This window comes from Rhodococcus sp. T7, assembly GCF_009872365.1.
GTDB lineage: Bacteria > Actinomycetota > Actinomycetes > Mycobacteriales > Mycobacteriaceae > Rhodococcus_F.
Genome location: NZ_WXYH01000345.1, coordinates 19,544 through 37,800 on the forward strand (window position 1 = coordinate 19,544; position 18,257 = coordinate 37,800).

The 18,257-nt window shown below is 63.2% G+C and carries 14 protein-coding genes and 3 pseudogenes; 10 read left to right on the forward strand and 7 right to left on the reverse strand.

Features of this window, described 5'->3' with window-relative positions; translation table 11 throughout:
- Positions 1-331 precede the first annotated feature (331 nt).
- The 7 genes and pseudogenes from MLGJGCBP_RS33305 to MLGJGCBP_RS33330 all read left to right on the forward strand — a co-directional run bounded on the left by MLGJGCBP_RS33305 (position 332) and on the right by MLGJGCBP_RS33330 (position 8,105).
- The gene (locus MLGJGCBP_RS33305; protein ID WP_160101018.1) at positions 332-1,486 is read left to right on the forward strand and encodes an NADH:flavin oxidoreductase; all 1,155 of its coding nucleotides are present in this window, start codon (positions 332-334) and stop codon (positions 1,484-1,486) included.
- 355 nt (positions 1,487-1,841) lie between these two features.
- Entirely contained in the window at positions 1,842-3,401 is a 1,560-nt protein-coding gene (locus tag MLGJGCBP_RS33310; protein WP_160101020.1) for an enoyl-CoA hydratase/isomerase family protein, read from the forward strand.
- Positions 3,402-3,435: 34 nt separating this feature from the next.
- Positions 3,436-4,620, forward strand: coding sequence for an acyl-CoA dehydrogenase family protein (locus MLGJGCBP_RS33315; protein ID WP_160101022.1), 1,185 nt, complete (start codon positions 3,436-3,438; stop codon positions 4,618-4,620).
- A gap of 7 nt (positions 4,621-4,627) precedes the next feature.
- A pseudogene (locus MLGJGCBP_RS54405) lies at positions 4,628-4,963 on the forward strand (acyl-CoA dehydrogenase family protein); the annotation flags it as partial.
- A gap of 27 nt (positions 4,964-4,990) precedes the next feature.
- Entirely contained in the window at positions 4,991-5,749 is a 759-nt protein-coding gene (locus tag MLGJGCBP_RS33320) for an acyl-CoA dehydrogenase family protein (protein WP_236581506.1), read from the forward strand.
- 44 nt (positions 5,750-5,793) lie between these two features.
- Positions 5,794-7,002, forward strand: coding sequence for an acyl-CoA dehydrogenase family protein (locus MLGJGCBP_RS33325; protein WP_236581507.1), 1,209 nt, complete (start codon positions 5,794-5,796; stop codon positions 7,000-7,002).
- Positions 6,999-8,105 (forward strand): acyl-CoA dehydrogenase family protein, encoded by a 1,107-nt coding sequence (locus MLGJGCBP_RS33330; protein WP_160101026.1) that lies wholly within the window; start codon positions 6,999-7,001, stop codon positions 8,103-8,105. Before MLGJGCBP_RS33325 ends, MLGJGCBP_RS33330 begins: the two co-directional genes overlap by 4 nt.
- Before the next feature lie 1,378 nt (positions 8,106-9,483).
- On the opposite strand, the gene MLGJGCBP_RS33335 is transcribed toward MLGJGCBP_RS33330, so the two are convergent.
- From MLGJGCBP_RS33335 to MLGJGCBP_RS33345, 3 genes are all read right to left on the reverse strand, one after another.
- A complete protein-coding gene (locus tag MLGJGCBP_RS33335) occupies positions 9,484-9,651 on the reverse strand; it encodes a helix-turn-helix domain-containing protein (RefSeq protein WP_160101028.1) in 168 nt (55 codons plus the stop codon).
- 809 nt (positions 9,652-10,460) lie between these two features.
- Complete coding sequence (locus MLGJGCBP_RS33340) at positions 10,461-11,696, reverse strand: acetyl-CoA acetyltransferase (RefSeq protein WP_160101030.1); 1,236 nt, start codon at positions 11,694-11,696, stop codon at positions 10,461-10,463.
- 108 nt (positions 11,697-11,804) lie between these two features.
- Entirely contained in the window at positions 11,805-13,334 is a 1,530-nt protein-coding gene (locus MLGJGCBP_RS33345; RefSeq protein ID WP_236581508.1) for an AMP-binding protein, read from the reverse strand.
- 505 nt (positions 13,335-13,839) lie between these two features.
- Here MLGJGCBP_RS33345 and MLGJGCBP_RS33350 point away from each other — a divergent pair.
- From MLGJGCBP_RS33350 to MLGJGCBP_RS53295, 3 genes are all read left to right on the forward strand, one after another.
- Positions 13,840-14,214 (forward strand): nuclear transport factor 2 family protein, encoded by a 375-nt coding sequence (locus tag MLGJGCBP_RS33350; RefSeq protein WP_160101055.1) that lies wholly within the window; start codon positions 13,840-13,842, stop codon positions 14,212-14,214.
- Between the two features lie 417 nt (positions 14,215-14,631).
- Positions 14,632-15,468: a mycofactocin-coupled SDR family oxidoreductase gene (locus tag MLGJGCBP_RS33355; RefSeq protein WP_160101057.1), complete on the forward strand. Its 837-nt coding sequence runs from the start codon at positions 14,632-14,634 to the stop codon at positions 15,466-15,468.
- 228 nt (positions 15,469-15,696) lie between these two features.
- A complete protein-coding gene (locus MLGJGCBP_RS53295) occupies positions 15,697-15,825 on the forward strand; it encodes a hypothetical protein (protein WP_268960791.1) in 129 nt (42 codons plus the stop codon).
- A gap of 491 nt (positions 15,826-16,316) precedes the next feature.
- Here the strand turns inward: MLGJGCBP_RS53295 and MLGJGCBP_RS52195 are convergent, their stop codons facing one another.
- The 4 genes and pseudogenes from MLGJGCBP_RS52195 to MLGJGCBP_RS33370 all read right to left on the reverse strand — a co-directional run.
- Entirely contained in the window at positions 16,317-16,883 is a 567-nt protein-coding gene (locus MLGJGCBP_RS52195; RefSeq protein WP_236581512.1) for a TOBE domain-containing protein, read from the reverse strand.
- 30 nt (positions 16,884-16,913) lie between these two features.
- Positions 16,914-17,216: pseudogene (locus MLGJGCBP_RS54410) on the reverse strand (ATP-binding cassette domain-containing protein); the annotation flags it as partial.
- Positions 17,110-17,388 carry an ATP-binding cassette domain-containing protein gene (locus tag MLGJGCBP_RS53300; RefSeq protein WP_160101061.1) on the reverse strand — a complete coding sequence of 93 codons (279 nt, stop codon included), beginning with the start codon at positions 17,386-17,388 and terminating at the stop codon, positions 17,110-17,112. The pseudogene MLGJGCBP_RS54410 and the gene MLGJGCBP_RS53300, both read right to left, overlap by 107 nt.
- A gap of 1 nt (position 17,389) precedes the next feature.
- Positions 17,390-18,232: pseudogene (locus MLGJGCBP_RS33370) on the reverse strand (extracellular solute-binding protein); the annotation flags it as partial.
- Positions 18,233-18,257 lie beyond the last annotated feature (25 nt).

Here is an 18,257-nt window from a genome sequence, read left to right on the forward strand (position 1 = left end):
ATCGCGCAGAGATTGAGCTCACGGCCCGCCCTGCTGTTCGCGTGCCCCGGCCGACGACTGGGCCCGGAGCGCCGATGTCGGGCGAGGCCGTTGGACACGGCGGACTGCTCGACTCTGTCATGCCCAGGTCCGCTCGATGAACTCGGGGCCGGGGCAACTTCGGGCCGCTCTGCCGCAATTGACGCACATGTCGCGGCAATTGGACCTCGACACCTTTTCCGCGACTGCTCGACGCGATGCGCGCCGAGCGCACCACCGACTGACGGGTATCTGCACAAACGGCCGCACGCGAATGCGGGACGGCTGTAGTTCAACACGAGTGGGAGACATTATGACCGACCTGCGTGTCGGGAGCACCGACTTCAATCCGGCAAGCACGCTGCTCGATGGCGCCGACATTGCACCACTGCTCGAACCGTTCGATGCGATTCCGGGACTGAGCTTGTCGAACAGATTCGTGATGGCCCCGATGACCCGGAAGTTTTCCCCCGGCAACGTGCCCGGCGGCGACGTCGCCGACTACTATGCCAAACGTGCCCCGTCGCTTGGCCTGATCGTTACCGAGGGAACTTACGTTGACGAGTACTCCGCTGGTGCGAGCAGCCGGGTTCCTGTCTTTTACGGCGACGAACCTCTGTCCGGTTGGCGCACGGTAGTCGACGCCGTCCACGCACGCGGCGGGCGCATCATCCCGCAGCTGTGGCACCTCGGCGCCACCCGTATTCCCGGCGCCGGCCCGATACCGGACGCCCCGGTTGTTAGCCCGTCCGGTATCGGGCTCAGCGGAGAACAGGTCGGCGAACCGGCCGGTGCGGCAACGATCGCGAGCATCGTCGATGCGTTCGTTCGCGCTGCGGTCACCGCGAAGGAGGTCGGCTTCGACGGGATCGAACTGCACGGGGCCCACGGCTATCTGCTCGACCAGTTCATCTGGGAGAAGACCAACCGGAGGACCGACACTTATGGTGGGTCGATAGCGAACAGGATGCGGATCAGCGCAGAGATCGTCGTCGCGATCCGCGAGCGGGTCGGCGCCGACTTCCCGATCTCCTACCGCTTCTCGCAGTGGAAGACCGGTCACTACGATGCCCGCATCGCGAATTCCCCGGATGAGATCGAGCAGATGCTTACTCCGCTTGTCGAGGCCGGTGTCTCGATGCTGCACGTCTCGACCCGACGCTACTGGCAGCCTGCGTTCGACGGCTCCGCCCGCACCCTCGCGGGCTGGACCAAGCAGGTGACCGGGCTGCCCGTGATCGCCCTCGGCTCCATTGGTGTGGCGTCCCCGTTCGGGAGCAACCCGGCAGAGCAACAGCCAAGCCTGAGCCTCGCACCGCTGCTCGATCTGTTCGAACGCAACGAGTTCGACCTCGTCGCGCTAGGCCGGGCAGTACTCGCCGATCCGCAATGGGTGGCGAAGGTCGCATCCGGCGATCTCGATGCGATCCGCCCGTACTACAAGGGTATCGAGTCCGTTCTCGTCTGATCTCCGTCGTTCCCGGACCCGCGGCGACCTTCACCTCGGATACCCTTCGGATACTGTCACGCGGCGGCGCGTTCCCGCGGTCGCTCGTGTCCTATTCCTCGCGTGCCGTCGTAGTATCCGGTGACCCTCGGCTCGGTCGCTCCGTGTTGGCGCCGACCGATCCGCCGAACCCCTGTACAACTGGCATGTACCAATCTGGCACAGGCCCTTTCCGGAAATGCGTCTTCCGTCATACTGTTCCGTCTGTCCGCCTCAGCGGACTTGCCAGCCACCGACGCACTCGTTTCGTAACCGGGCACCGGCAATTCGGGCGCCTGATTCGTTCGACAATACTTGTAGAAAGCCGGGGCACACTATGACGGATGACCAGCAACCGCCTCTGGGCGTCCACCCTGACCCCCAACCGGCGCTGGTCGTCGACCGTGACGCAGATGCCATACACGTCGAGCGTGGCGTCGCCCGCCTCCATGTGAACAACCAGACGTCCTGGTCGAATCTCAGCGAAGAGTTGAGTAACGTTGACGCCGATCAGCGTATCGTGTGTGTAGTTCTCGATGCGGACCCCAACGTGTTCGACCTCATCTCGCGCTGCGGGCAGGACGACGTCCAGCGTCTCACTGACATCCTCACTCGGCTCCGTCAACCCGTGATCGTGACGATACGAGGACGATGTACCGCAGACGGCGTGGCAGTGGTGTTGGCGTGCTCGGTCATTGTTGCGAGCACGTCAGCAACCATCGGAGGCTTGAACCCGCCTCCCGTGCCGTTCGGGTCTGTCGACTACGCAAGACTCAAAGCTCGCCTGGGCACCGGTAAGACCAACCTCCTCTACCTCAGTGGTCGGACCGTGCGTGGTGCCGAGGCCGAGCGTATCGGCCTGGTCGATATGGTGGTTCCCGACGATCGGATCGACCGAACGGTCACCGAACTCGCGAGTGAAATCAGCGAGAGGGCAAAAGACGCGTGCGATATCGCGTCTACCCAGACCGATGTAAGGCGCGCACCACGGACAGCCGGACGCACCGGACAAGCACAAGCACCTGCTGTCGCCGCCCAGCCGAACCAAGACACGGGCGCAACGCTGAGCGATCCTCGTCGGACGGTAGACTGGACGACCCGGCTGGTCGAGCCCGGATTCACCGTGCTCGAGCATGGAGCGGCCGTGAAAGTTGTCTTCGACCGGCCCGAAGTTCTGAATGCCTTCGATTTGGACATGACGCGGGCGTTTCAGCGGATCATGGAGGATCTAGGTGCCGACAGCACAGTACGTGCAGTAATGCTTACCGGCCGCGGTCGAGCATTCTCGGCGGGCGCCGACCTGGGGGATTCCTTCAGCGCCGAGAGGCGCTCTGGCCTCGCCGACCACCTCCGACGGGTGACAACACCGACGATTCTCGCGATTCGGCAGATGCCCAAACCGGTCGTGGCCGCCGTCAACGGACCCGCGGTGGGTGTCGGATGTTCGTTTGCGCTGGCATCGGACATTGTCATCGCCAGCGAGTCAGCCAGATTCGTCCTCGCCTTCAGCAAGGTCGGACTGAGCTTGGACGGTGGAGCCAGCGCGACCCTCGTCGCACGGGCCGGTTTCTCAACCGCGATGAGCCTGTCCCTGACTGGACGACCGATTGTTGCGCAGGAGGCACTGGCCCGTGGCCTCATCGACGAGGTGGTCTATGCCGACGAATTCGAGGCCGCCGCGCAGGACCGCCTCTTGGCTCTGGCTGCAGGTCCGACTCGGTCATATGCCGCAACCAAGCGGATCTTGAATGACAGCGTATTCGGCACCCTTACAACGCTTCTGGACCGTGAGGCAGAACAGCTTGCCGAATTGGTCGAAACTGCTGATTTCGACGCGGCCATCACAGCGGCCAGATCCCGGGAAAGGCCGAGGTTCGTCGGATTCACCGATGCATGAATAGTTCGACCACAAACACCTAGGAGGTGGGATCATGGACTTCACATTCACAGGCGAGCAGGAACAGTTCCGCCAGGAACTGCGCGATTTCCTCGCCGAGCACGAGAACCCGGAATGGCGAGGACTTTTCGGGTCGAATTCCGAGGAGATCATCCCGTTCACGCGCGAGATCTGCCAAGCACTTGCCAAGCGTGGCTGGCTGACCTTGTCGTGGCCCGCCGAATACGGGGGCAGCGACGGCGATCTGTGGTCACAGATGGTGTTGCGGGAAGAGATGTGGGCGGCGGGTGAGCCTCGGGGCCCGCAATACATGAACCTGAACTACATCGGCCCCATGATCATGAAGTTCGGAACCGAAGAGCAGAAACAGCGGTTTCTGCCACCGATGGCACGGGGCGAAGTGATCTGGACTCAGGGCTTTTCGGAGCCGGGTGCAGGCTCCGACCTGGCGTCGCTAACGACGCGGGCCGAGGACCGCGGTGACCATTTCGTCGTCAACGGGCAGAAGATTTGGAACAGCTACGCAAGTTCCCCTGCCGATTGGTGCATGCTCCTCGCCCGCACCGACAGCTCAGGACCGAAACAGGCCGGTATTTCGGTGCTCTTGGTCGACATGACCACTCCCGGTGTCGTTGTCAGGCCGATACGGTCGATGGCGGGCATGGGAGAAATCAACGAGATCTTCTTCGAAGACGTGATCGTACCCAGAGACAGCCTGCTGGGCAGTCAGGACGATGGCTGGCCATTGATCAACTACGGACTGTCCTTCGAACGCACCGGCATCGCTATGCATAGCCGCGCCGCACGGACAATCGACCGGGTGATCCAACACGCCCGCAGCACGGTCCTCGACGGCCGTCCACTCAGTGACGACCCTGCCGTACGCGCACGACTCGCCGACGTCTATTGCCGCTACCGTGCAGCACGCCTGATCAGCTATCGCATCACGTCGATGGTCGAGGCTGGTGAAGATCCGGTGGCCGAGGCCTCGATGGCCTGGATACATGGCGCACAACTGACCCAGGATGCGGCAGCGGCCGGCCTGGACGTGCTGGCGGCGGCCGGCCAACTCCTGGAAGAAGAGGAAGAAGCGCCGATGAACGGAGCGATAGAGCGGGAATGGGTCGAGATGCTCGCTATGACAATCGCGGGTGGTACATCGGACATACAGCGCGCAATCGTGTCGCAGCGCGGCCTCGGCCTACCTAGGGCTCGGTGATCAGACCATGGATTTGATCCTCAGTGATGAACAACGCCAGCTCGTCGCAACTGTTCGGCAATACGTAGACCGCAAGTTCGACCGGACCCTGCAGGGCGAGGTAACCAACGGCAACCGGTCCAGCCATGAGACCCTCACGCAGCTCGCTGCGCTGGGACTGACCAGCTTGGCGGTTCCCGAAGAAGCCGGGGGCGATGGTGGATCCCTCATCGACCTTGCGCTCGCCGTCGAGGAACTCGGGCGTGGGGGTGTGACAAGTCCCGTCATCGCCTCGACGTCGCTGGTCGCCCTTCCGCTCATCGCCGCCGGGGAAGCCACGAACCGATCCGAGCTGATTTCCTCACTCGCGAATGGTAGCTCGATCGGCACGATGGGCCTGCTTCCGCCCGGCGTCCGCAACGAATGGTCGATTCGTGGCACGTCCGGCACGCGTGAGGGAACTGAATGGCTGTTGTCCGGCGCCTTCAATTTGGTGCCGTACGGGCATGAGGCAGACGTGCTCATGGTCGATGCCGAATTGGAAGGCCGGGGACGGTCGTTGGTGATTCTCAGATTGCCTGACGAGGGGGTCAGCACACGCCGGCAGCGAGTGATCGGCGGCGAGCCACGAGCAGCGGTCCACCTCGACGGCGCGCGGATCAGTGAGTCCCGCGTCCTTGCAGTCGAACCCTCCGATGTTGCCCGCTCGGTCGATCGGGCCATCGATACAGCAATCGTGCTGCAGTGTGCGCACACGGTCGGCGCATGTGAGGCAGCACTGGAGTTGTCGGTCACCTGGGCGAAAGACCGATCGCAGTTCGGGCGGCCCATTGGTTCCTTCCAGTCGGTGAGCAATAGGTGTGCGGATATGAGATCCGGTATCGATGCGGCCCGCCTGCTGACCTGGGAGGCGGCCTGGGCATTGGGACGCGACAGGCCCGACGCATCCGAATTGGTTTCTGTGGCGAAACATTATCTCAATCAGGTCGGTGATCTGGTCGAACGCAACGCCCACCAAGTACACGGGGCCATCGGGTATTCCACCGAGTATCCACTGCACGTGTTTACCCGGTTGATCAAGGCATTCCAGGCGTCTTACGGGACATCATCCGTACACCTGGAACGAGTCGCGGAAGCAATCGGACTGTGAGCACGGCCGACCGGCACGCATCATCGGAAAGGCGAACTCCTGACATGCCCAGTACGCTGCGCCCGGACGACTCGCAGGCTCGTACCTTCGACGAGGTAATGGCCTCCGTACGCGACTTCATAGATCGGTATCCACCGGAGCGGACAGATCCTGTCGCGTATCTGAGAGCCAGATTCGATGCCGGTCTCGCATGGGTCGACAAGCCCCTCGGCCTCGGCGGCCTTGGCTGCGATGCGGCGTTCCAGGGTGCTGTGGAGGAGTCCTTGGAGCGCGCAGGCGCAGAGCGGCTCAACCCAAACCGCAATCCCGGAGGGACAAATGTTGCAGCGCAAACGATCCTGACGTTCGGGACAGAAGAGCAGCAGAAGAAATGGCTGAAGCCCCTGTGGACAGCGGAAGAGATTTGGTGCCAGTTGTTCAGCGAACCCGGCGCCGGCTCGGATCTCGCAGCCCTCGGTACCCGGGCAGTACGCGAACATGACGCCTGGCGGGTGAACGGACAGAAAGTCTGGACTTCCCATGCTCAGGACGCCAAGTGGGGACTCCTCCTCGCGCGCACCGACCCGAATGTGCCGAAGCATCAGGGCATCACCTACTTTGTGTGCGACATGCAAGCAGACGGAGTTGACGTACGTCCGCTACGCCAGATCACCGGGGAAGCCGAGTTCAACGAGGTCTTCCTGACCGACGTGGTGATTCCAGACGAAAACCGCATCGGTGCCGTTGGTGCTGGATGGTCGGTAACCCAGACCAGCCTGTCCAACGAACGCATGGCAGCAGCCCGGGACCCACAGCCCCGGGGAGTGGGGATGATTTCCGACATCATCGCCGCATGGAATGCCGGTGGTCGAGACCCAGACGTCGAACGCGACATCATCGACGCGTGGATCGGCGCGGAGAGCCTGCGGTTGTTGGCTGCACGTCTGGCACAGCTGGAGGAGGCCGGTCGCCCCGGCCCCGAGGGATCCGGCCTGAAGCTGGCGTCCACGGTGTTCAAGCAAACGGCCTCGACCTTGTGGTTGCAACTGCTCGGTGACAACTCGCTCCGCTACACCGACTGGACAATGCGACGGCCCGGGACCAACGAGCACGTAGTCCGTGACGCCGCCTATACCTACCTCCGCACCCGTGCGAGCTCGATCGAGGCAGGCACTTCAGAGATCATGCGCAACATCATCGCCGAACGCATCCTCGGACTCCCCGCCGAGACAAACCACGACCGCGAAATCGCCTGGAAGGACCTCGAGCGATGACCGATGCCGGAGCACTGCTCTACTCACCGGAGTCCGAGGACCTGCGATCCGCACTACGTGCGATGTTGTCCCAGCACTGCGACTGGACCGAAGTACTCGCGCGTACCGAGCTGGCCGATACTGCGGACCACGTTTGGAAAAGACTCACTGGAGAAATGGGGTGCGCGGGACTCCCGATTCCCGAAGACCGAGGCGGGCACGGTGCCAGTTGGTCCGAAACGGCCGTTGTCGTCGAAGAACTCGGACGTGCTGTTGCTGACGTGCCCTTTCTGACCAGTGCCGTCATCGCACTAGCAGTGCTCCAGGGACTCGGTGACAGCGACATGCTCGGCCAAATCGCCGACGGCTCGCTGGTCGCCGCGGTCGCCGCCCCTTGGCCCCGCCTACAAGAGCCGAGCACCACAAAGCCAGCGTGGTCAGGTGGGAACATCCAGGGTGACGTGTCTTTGGTTGCAGGGGCGATCGGGGCCGATGTACTCCTCGTCCCAGCCGGTGACGCCCTGATCGCTGTTGACCCGGCCACCGTTCAGATCCACAGCGCGATCGCATTCGACCAGACGAGACCGCTCGCAGACCTCCACTTCGAGAATGTGGAAGGTCGAGTTCTGGCAGCGGGGCCACAAGTAGCGGTCGCATTGAATCACGCCGCCACGATTGGGGTGGCGATGATCGCCAGCGAACAACTCGGCATAGCCGAACGGTGTCTCGAACTCACCGTCCAACACGCTCTTCGACGAACACAGTTCGGTCGGCTCATTGGTTCCTATCAAGCTGTCAAACACCGACTCGCGGACGTATGGGTCAGCATCGTCGAAGCGAAAGCCGTAGCCCGTTACGCGGCCAACTGTGCCGCCGAGAACTCCCCCGACCTGGCGATTGCGTCCTCCCTCGCCCACGTCGTCTGTTCTCGTGCGGCACTACGCGCCACGCAGGAGATGATCCAGGTTCACGGCGGTATCGGTTTCACCTGGGAGCATCCGGCACATTTGTATCTCAAGCGAGCCCGAGCCAACGCCACCGCCCTCGGTACCGAAATCTGGCACCGCCGACAACTGGGAGTGAAATTGGGCTTGACCTCTCGCGACGGACACGCCCGAAGATAGGTCCGCGTGGCGCCGGTCGGGCCATCATCATCGTCTTCGTCGTTCTTTCAGATCTCGGTCGCCGGTCTCGGTGCGGAATTCGCGGTCGGTGGCAGTCGTGCGAGAGCAATACTGACGTTTGTGACGTCGACGAGAACGGACGTGGATGCTGCCCAGGTCGATCCAGAGGGCCACGGTGCGGTACCCGCACGGCGAGCTCGATGGCGACGGTCGTGCGTATGAGCGTTCCGGTGCGGGTGATCGGTGCCGCCTTCGAGTACCTGGTGATGACCGGGGGTGCGCGCCGATCATTGGTGCCCTCACCCCGGCCCGTGTAGTACGACGGCGTCGGCTTCGCGGACTGCTCCGACATCCCGGCCTGGCCGACCCCAGGCCGGAGGCCGACTGGTGTGCCAGCCGCGGTTGCTATCCGAGTCCCTCGACGCCGACGCGGTGGACGTGTTCATCTCGTCGCTGCGCACACACCGGGATCGGGCGATGGTGTAGGCGATCATACTCGGAGGTCTGCGCAGCGCGGTCGCTCCGTTGCCAGATGTGGATTGCGGTCGCCGTCGGCTGCGGGTGCTCGGCAAGGACTCGAAGGAGTCCTGTGGCGACGGTCGATGCGGTGTCCACCGACACAGCCGGCCAATCTACGCGGCCGCCGGGTTGGTCACACCGGAGTGTGTCGTGGTGCTGCGCGGCCCTACCGCGGGCGCGCTGGTGTCCGAGGCGGACTGCAATGTTGTTCCGCCGACACCGGGAGCCCTCCGGCGCCGGTCGGGTGTGTCCGTCACGTGTCCCCGGAGGCCGCCGTCGGATTCGTGCACCTGTCCTCCTGGCAGCTCGCCGCCGAATGCTGCACGGCTCGGACCACCCGACAATTGCGGCGGAGCCAGCTTCGCTGACTGGTTCTCAATTGCAGTCCGGCATCAGGAGCAGGGCCAAACCACATGTCCCCGTTCGGGTGCCCTCAGAGATGCCAGCCCATCCGTCCACGATCGGACCGGCCGGCGTGCTCGCGTAACCTCCGCACCAGGTCGCAGACCGCCGGATAGGCCCACGGGCGCCCGAGTGGCCGCGACCACAGGACGAACGTGAAATCCGAGTCCAGGTCTCCGCACTCATTGAGGTAGTCCGCGTTACAGGAGCATCAGATCCGCGCTCGCAGCACCACGCCGGAAGCGTCCGGCTTTCGCGCACGCCGTTGTCGTTGTCGTTGTCTCAGAATGTCGCGAACTGATGCGCGACGGTCCCCGTGTCCTTGCGAAATAGGCCGAGCTTTTTGGCCATTTCTAAGGCCGATGCAGCCGGGGTGAACAACAGACGATCTCGTGAGTGGTCACACGGGTCGTGGATTCTGCTGAACCTGTTTGACGGTAATACCTTTCGGTCAGCATCAAGTGCTCTTCGGAGTGATCGTGCGGCGCGGCGTGGTTATGCCCTCCGATCCGGTTGCCATTTCCCGCATACTCACGCCCTGCGGTCGCAACAGAGCGATCTCCTCGCGCTCGGTGAACGACAGGTAGCCCGAGACCGGGGTCAACTCGATTTGGTGGTAACTCATCAGTGAGTGGCGGAACCATTGTGATCCCACCGGCCCGACACACCGCCGCCATCCTGGTGGCCGTCCCATCCCATACCTGCATGATCGAGGAGTTTGCTTCCACCGGTGTCGACGACGTCGTACAACCAAAGCTCACGGGAGCCGGATAGAGAAGTCTCCGGACAACCGAGGGAACCATACCGAAGATCCGCGGCCCGCGGCCGCGGACCGTGTGAACCTGATGGTGATCGTCGGGCCGCCCACCAGGTTGCGGCTCGACCGCCCCGTCGCCGAAGACCCGCGCCGACTGTGGGAGCAGCCCCCGCCCGGCGGTTGTCCCAGGCTCGGGTGCGCCCCGGTTCGCGGATCTACCCGCCCCGCCCCCGCCGCCGGCCCGCAAGGACCGAAAGGCTCGGCGAACACCCCAACCCCCACGCCGTGACGTGGACAACCGAACCAGAATCGGTGTCACAAACCCTGGAACAAAAATCAACCGCGGTGAGATCTCGAGCGGAGGTCACGGCAAATCCCGGCGAACACGTGCTCGCCGAGCCGACCGCGTCAAACGTGTCGAGATGGCCATCACCGGGGAGGGAAGTCAGCAAGGTTGCGGCCTATTTGGGTGTCACGATTGCGTAGCGACAGCTTGCCTCACGAGACTACTGCGGCGAAGATCGTGCGTAGCGAGTCTCCGCCGGAACGTCCGATCCACAAGTCGGATGACCTTCACCGAGGCCGTCGAGAAATTCAGCTCTGCCAGACCAGTGGCCAGATAGGCATCGCGATGGGGGCGGCAATAGGAGACACCGCCCCCGCGCATCGCGACCTGGTCAGGGTTCGTCGACGCCGAGGACGAAAGAGGCGATGGTGGACATACTTCCTCCGAAGTTCACGGTCATCGCGTTGCGTGCGCCCTCGATCTGGATGGCGCCAGCCACGCCCTGAACGTGGTTGTGGGCGTCGAGGAACATGCGAATCCCGGTCGCGCCGACCGGATGCCCACCGCCGATCAAGCCGCCGCCAGGGTTGATCGGTGTCTTGCCGTCCCGTTCGAGCTGCCCGGACTCGACTGCCTTCCAGGATTCCCCCGGGGGAGTGAGGCCGAGGTGCTCGATGATGGCGTATTCCGAGATCGAGAAGCAGTCATGGACTTCGAATGTGTCGATGTCGTCGACCGTCAAACAAGCCGCTGCGAGCGCCTGCTCGACGGTTTGACGTAATGCTGGCATAACAAAGGGCCCGCCCTCGGAGAGTGCCAGCTTCTGTTGCAGGTCGATCGTCGAGGTGCGGTGTCCCCAACCCTTCACCCGTGTCGCTCTCCTTCGAGCGCTGCCTCGTTGCCGCTCTAGATAGGCGTCGGATACCAACACGATGCCGGCGCCGCCGTCAGTCATCTGGCTGCAGTCCGTTCGTCGAAGGCCCCCTTCGACGAACGGATTGAGCGTGTCGTCGACACCGTCGGGCCCTAGCACGTCGAGGGGCTTCCAACCTCTCGTTTGGGCCAACGGGTTGGACCTCGCATTGCGAAGGTTGAGTTCGGCGATTGCCCGCAAGTACTCATAGTCCAAGTCTTGCCGGCGCACATATTCGGCGCGGACGAGGTCGAACATGTACGGCCACATGTGAGTCGCGTCCCGGCCCTCGTGTCCTGCCCATGCGGCGCTACCCATGATCGCGCCGGCCTGATCGCCGGGCACAGATTTTTCGAGTTCCACCCCCAACACGAGCGCGCAGTCGTAGTGGCCGGCGCCGAGGTCAGCGACTGCGGCGAGCAACGCCATGCTTCCGGACGCGCATGCGGCCTCATGGCGTGAGGCCGGAATCCCAACCAGGTGTGGCTCCACCGCAGCGGGGAGGGCACCGAGATGTCCCTGGTGCGCAAATAGCTCACCAAATGCATTGCCTACATGTATGACGTCGATGTCCCCGACTTCGACCTGGGACGTTTCGAGGGTGTGGTCGATCAGCTCCTTGATGAGTGTTGCGAAGTCTCCGCCTTCGCGGGTGATGTTGCGGGCGAAGTCGGTCTGATGTCCACCGAGCGCCCATATGTTCGTCCGGCCCATGGCCTGCCTTTCATCTCGGGCGACGTCGCCCCGGCGGTCTATGTGCTATTCGAGCTTCGTGCGAATTGTGATGCCCGCTCGTTCCTTCAAATGGGATCCGCGGTGAGCTCAGCGGATGATCGAGCCCGTGCCCTTCCAGTACCAGGTACGGATCGTCTTCTTGTCGAGCTTTCCTGGCCCGGTCCGGGGAACCTCGTCCACGAAATCGATCGAACGAGGCCATTTGAACTTTGCGAGGCGGCCTTCGCAGCTGTCGATAAGGTGCTGCGGCGTGCTGGGGAGAACTTCGACCCCAGAGCGAAGCTGAACCACTGCCTTGACGTCCTCACCGCGGTCTGGGTGCGGCACACCCACGACCGCGACGTCAGCAACGTCGGGATGATTGGCGAGAACGTTCTCGATCTCTTGCGGGTAGATATTGACCCCGCCGGAGATGATGACGTTGGCTGACCGGTCGGTGAGGAAGAGGTACCCGTCCTCGTCGAGATAGCCGATGTCGCCGGTCGTGCTCATGGTGCCCGACGGATCGGTGCTCTTCGCGGTCTTGTCCTCGTCGTTGAAGTAGACGAAGTTGGTTGCGCCACGAAACCACACGTCGCCGGGTACCCTGGGTGGGCACTCGTCGCCGTCTTTGTCGAGAATTACCACTTCGCCCAAGGAGGCCTTACCGACCGTGCCGGGTCGCTCCAACCATTCCTTCGAGGTGCAGAGAGTACTTCCGTTCGCTTCGGACGCGCCGTAATACTCGAACACAATGGGGCCAAGCCAGTCGATCATTTCGGCTTTGACCGACGTCGGGCACGGCGCCGCGCCGTGGACGAGCGCTTCCAAAGAGTCCAAGGAAAACAGGTCACGCACCGACTGCGGCAGCGCGAGCATTCTCGACATCATGGTGGGCACCACGAGTGAGTGCGTCACACGATATCGATCGACATACTCCAGAAAGGTCTCAGCGTCGAATCTTTCCATGATCACCACGGTGCCGCCCAGCCTGATAGTCAGCGCTGCTGGGATCTGAGCTGCGGAGTGATGGAGCGGACCGGGAACGAGAAGGACGTTACCCGGCCGCAACTGATAAGTCTCGCCGGCCCGCTTGAATACCGGTAGCGGTTCTCCTGGGGCGACATCGGGTATCGGCCGGAAAATGCCTTTAGGTCGACCGGTGGTGCCGGAGGTATATGGCATCGCGACACCTAGACGCTCGTTCGTCACACGCGTATCGGGAAACATGCCCACAGTCTTCGCGTAGGGTTCGAACTCACCGTCTGGCTGATCGATGCCATCCATCAGCCAGAGTTCGACCTTGGGACAGCGCGCCGGCAGCAGGCGGGCGACCTCCCCGAGTCGGGCGCTGGTCACCACGACACGGGCCGTCGAGTCATTGATAATCCACGCCACCTCATCGGCGGAGAACTTCGCGTCGATTCCGGTGAAGTACAGACCCGTCCTCTCTGCAGCGGAGTCCGCTACAAGTCGCGTTGAACCGTTTTCGAGGAAGAACGCGACATGGTCACGTCGTTCGAGACCGTGCGATCGAAATAGGTGGGCCAATCTATTTGCTGCGGAATTGAACTCACCGTATCTCAGCGTATCGCCGGAGCCTCCGACGATCACCGCTGGTCGTTCGGGCTTCGCCATGACCGACTCATTAGGATACATCTACTGCCGAGCCCTCTCTCGTATTGACAACTGGATTCGCTCTGGTGAAGCCATCTCCTGACGCGCCCGTCGCTGCGCTCGACGACGAAGACCGAAGCCATCGTCAACCGTATCGAGTCGGTCCGATACTTGATGTGTCACTTTGGGACGGGCAACAGACCACACCAAATTGCGATGGCCATACCGCTTCCCGCACCTCGCTGCGTATCGACCCGCGGAGTGAGCCCTCGGATATAGGTAAGTCCGACACCCCGATCCGGCATGCCGAGGACGCAGATGGTGGGCGCCCGCGCGTCAGAGTCGCCGATTGTGGATTACACTCGGCAGAAGGCTGATCCGGCGGTCGCGGCCTGGACGATATCGGGCGACCGTGACTTCACCGTCGATACTCGGGATTCAAGTTGCTCGACTCCCGCCGACAGACTCTCTCGCACGCCGGTACGGCCTCGTCCAGATCACATTCGACCATCCGAAGGGAACCGGCATGGCGCCGTCACGCGAAAGCATTCAGAACACTATCGAGTCGTACGTGAAGTCGGTGGCCTCGGGCACCGTCGACGACGTGCTGGCGCTGTACGCGCCGGGCGCGACGGTCGAGGACCCGGTCGGCACCGACCTCCGGACCACTGAGGAGTCGATCCGCGCGCTCTACGGCATCGTCGAACCGCTCGAGCAGACCGTCGAGCTCGGCATCGTCCGGATCGCCGCCGACACTGCGGCCTTCAATTTCACGCTCACCACACACAGGGGTGAGAGGAAGATCGACCTCTCCATCATCGACGTGATGACGTTCGACGACGACGCCAAGATAACCAGCATGCGTGCGATCTGGGATCGGACGGACATGGTCACCCGCTGATCCGATACCCGAAGTCCCAGCTGGCGCGGTTCCTCTGCAGTGACACTCGCGGAAGCATTCAGTGGCGATGATTTTGTGCCCACCAGAGTTTCCGCCGAAATGCGCCCCGCGTCCCCTGAGTCTGTCGCATCCGCCGCAAACATTGGGGTCAACGAATGTGAACGACACCGATGGCAACTCCGACTGACACTGCTTTGCGGCGAATCACATGGCAGTGCACCGACACTGACGCCAGGCTGAAGCCCGGATCGTCTTGTGTCACAATTTGCGACAGACGTTCAAATCCCAAATTGGGACAGCCATTCGCTGCCTGCACCTACTAGTGTTTCGTGCGACAAGACATTTGCTGACATCTGGGTCACACGTCAATGAGTTCCGACGGCCTCACCGGTCGCCGACGTCTTCGAAGGAGAACGAATGGGTCTGCTCGACGGCAAGGTTGCCTTCATCACCGGCGCCGCCCGCGGTCAGGGGCGCAGCCACGCGCTCCGACTGGCGCAGGAGGGCGCCGACATCATCGCAACGGACATCTGTGCCCAGGTCGGATCGGTCGGGTACCCACTGGCCGCCCCCGAGGATCTAAAAGAGACCGTCCGGCAGGTGGAGGCACTCGACCGACAAATCATCGCCACCGAGGCCGATGTTCGCGACAGTGCGGGGCTGAAGGCAGCCGTCGACGACGGGGTGGCGCAGCTGGGCAGGCTCGACATTGTGCTGGCCAACGCCGGAATCGCCAGCTTCGGAACGATCGAGGATCTCACCGATGAGTTGTGGGACGACATGATCGACATCAATCTGTCGGGGGTGTTCAAGACCGTGCGGGCCACCGTCCCGCATCTGAAGGCCAACGACAACGGTGGCGCAATCGTGCTGACCAGCTCCACAGCGGGAATCAAGGGGCTGGCGAACCTTTCGCATTATGTCGCCGCCAAGCACGGTGTGGTTGGGCTGGTCAAGACGATGGCCAATGAACTTGCCCCGCACATGATCAGGGTCAACTCCGTGCACCCGACGTCGGTGGACACCGACATGATCCAGAATGAAGAAACCTACAAGGTGTTCCTCCCGGACCGGAATCCGTCGGAGGTGACGCGGGAAGAGGTCGCCGACTCGTTCGCCACCCTCAACGCCCTTCCCATCGCCTGGGTCGAGCCGACGGACATTAGCAACGCGATCCTGTGGCTGGTCAGCGACGCCGCCCGGTACGTCACCGGTGTTCAGCTGCCGATCGACGCAGGCTTAGTGATCAAGTGAGGGGCCCGACCGACGAATACTCGCTCGACGATTCTGCGGTGCCCGGCAGGCAATTGACGGTGACGCGGTGCAGCGGCCCATGAAGGGGAACTGGGCCTGCTACCGGCAACGGCGTCTTCAAGCCCGGGACGTGCTGCGCTAGCTTGCCCTCGTAGAACACGACTTTTCGCCGAGTGCGTTGCCGATCACCGCACGGGTCGGACACTCGCCACCATTCCCCACTTGCCGATGCGACAGGCACCGCTCGCCAGCGAGCAGAGCCGCGACATCAGCACGAGTCTGCTCGGCATGTCGACGGAAGAGATCGACAGCGCGGCAACCGGTGATCGCGGCTATCCGCTCGGCCCCACGCGGTGAGATCGATCATCTGGCGCGATGATGCCGGTCCGTCGTTCGATGTGCCCGGTCCTAGCAATCGATGTTGAAACGCGACGGGATCGCACCCCCGTAGGGTGCGGCGCTGGATCGGAATCGCTTCGGTCACGATCGGGGACCACGTGCCCGACACGTAAGAAGCCGAACACTCACCGGGGCACCATTTCACGGACGTGGTGGAGGCGCTGGCCGGTGATCGGTTCCACCTGGATTTCACGATCGCGCCGCCAGTGCGCAGGGTGTGGGCGACCGCCAACGGTAACTTGCCTTCGTAGTCGAGGACATCGCGCAGCATCTCGTCGGCGATCCGGCGGAGAACGCCGCGGAGAGAGTTGCTGGAGATGACCGGGACCTGACAGTTGGTCTCGAGCCGCTATGAACACGCCGCTGATCGGGGCGCACCCTGGTCGGAATTGCGCTTCGCAGCTGTGAATTTCTTGTCGTCGATCGCGCGGTGTGGCATCGATCCGCGATCAGCCGCGGGAGGGTTCGAGGAACGCAGCCGCCGAGCCCAACCGCATCCCGTTATCGCGGTCGAACACGTGAACATGTACTGGGTCACAGCCGACGACGATCTCCCCTCCGATTTCTACGCGGGTATCCGCGGCGATGCGCGCACGCAGTGGTGCTCCCGAGCAGTCCAGGTGCAGCACTGACGAGGCGCCCTCGTGCTCGATCAAGCGAACCCTGGCCCTGGCCGTCCATGGGTGGGAATTTCGTCCGATGCAGACCTGCTCGGGTCGTATGCCGAGGGTGACCAGGCGAGCGGTCGGCGCGAGCGGGCCGAACGGTGTGTCGCCATCGTCATTCGGGTTGAACATCGTCATCGGTGGTGTACCTATGAATGTGGCGACGAAGATCGAGGCTGGGCGCCGGTACAGCTCCTCGGGGGTGCCGATCTGCTCGACGATACCGTTGTGTACCAGTGCGATTCGATCGGCCATGGCCATGGCATCAGCCTGGTCGTGTGTGACGTGCACGGTTGTCGCCCCGGTTGCCCTGAGCATCGTTCCAATTTCCGCGCGCAGCGCCAGCCGCAACTGGGCGTCCAATCCGGACAGCGGCTCGTCGAGCAGTACGACGCCGGCCTGGCGGGTCAGTGCCCGTCCTAGCGCGACCCGCTGACGTTGACCGCCTGACATCTGCCGGGGCAACCGCGGCAACAGGTCTCGGATTGCGAGCCGCTTGGCGATGTCGTGGGCGCGCGCGTGTGCTTCCGCGCTTTGGACAATCCGAGGCCGTGCCGCAGCCCGAGGGTGATGTTGTTCAGGGCGGACAGATGGGGGTACAGCGCGAAGTGCTGAAACACGATCGCGACGTCCCGGCGGTGCGGTGGTAGGCCGTCTGCAGGACGTCGGCGATCCGGATCTCACCGGTGTCCGGGGTCTCGAGTCCGGCCAGAATTCGGAGCAGGGTTGATTTTCTGGAGCCGGACGGTCCGAGGATGACCAGACTTTCTCCGCTTGCGAGGTCGAGGTCGAGGTCGTGCACCGCGATGGTGTCGCCGAACCTTTTTGACACTCCCCGCATGCTGATGGCGCTCATGTCATTTCACCGCCGAGGTGATGCGTCGGACGGTCTCGGGAACGACGGTGTTGGTGTCCTCGCCTGTGGTCAGTCGCTCGGCCATCGCTTTCAGCAGGGCGTTCACCCGAGGCGTGGCGGCACCGTGCCAGCCGCCCCAGGGTGTCGGGGTTCCGGTGTAGGTCCACGAGTAGCCGAGCTGGGTGGTTGCGGCCGGGTCCGTCGCGAGCTGTGTGGCCGCCTCGGTATCGACGGGGATGTAGCTGTAGGTCTTTGAGCTGGCCGCGATGATCTCCGGGTCGAGAAGGTCGGAGATCATTTCGTTGGCGAATGCGGCGCGGCAGGCGTCGTCCGAGAGGACGATGAAGTCGTTTCCGCCCACGGACAGCGATGACTTCCCGCCGTCGGGGATGGGCAGGTCGGTGACTGTCCACTCGAACGCGTCACCCACAGCCTTCTGCGCCGAGGCCGACTGGGCCGGGCTGCCGGTGTAGTAGGCGAGTCGTCCCGAGGTGAATGCGGTGAAGGCGTCTGCGGCGCTGATGGGGTCCTGAAGTCCTTCGGCGCCGAGGTTCTCCCATATCGACAAGGCGCGCCGTCCTTCCGGGGTGTCGAATCCGGGCGTTCCGTCCGGGTACACGAAGGTGCCGCCGCTGCTCTGGATCAGCGCTTGGGCGTACCAATCCGCGGAACCGGCGTCACGGGGCATGTTGACCGATGCCATGCCGGTGGAGGCCTTGACCCGTCGGGCCGCTTCCAGGAGTTCGGAGGTCGTCGTCGGCGGTGTGGTGACCCCTGCCTTCGTTGCCAGGGTGGTGTTGGCGAAAAGGACGGGGACCGAGACCTGGAAGGGGGCGACGTAGTTCGTTCCGTCGACCGCGCCGGTCCCG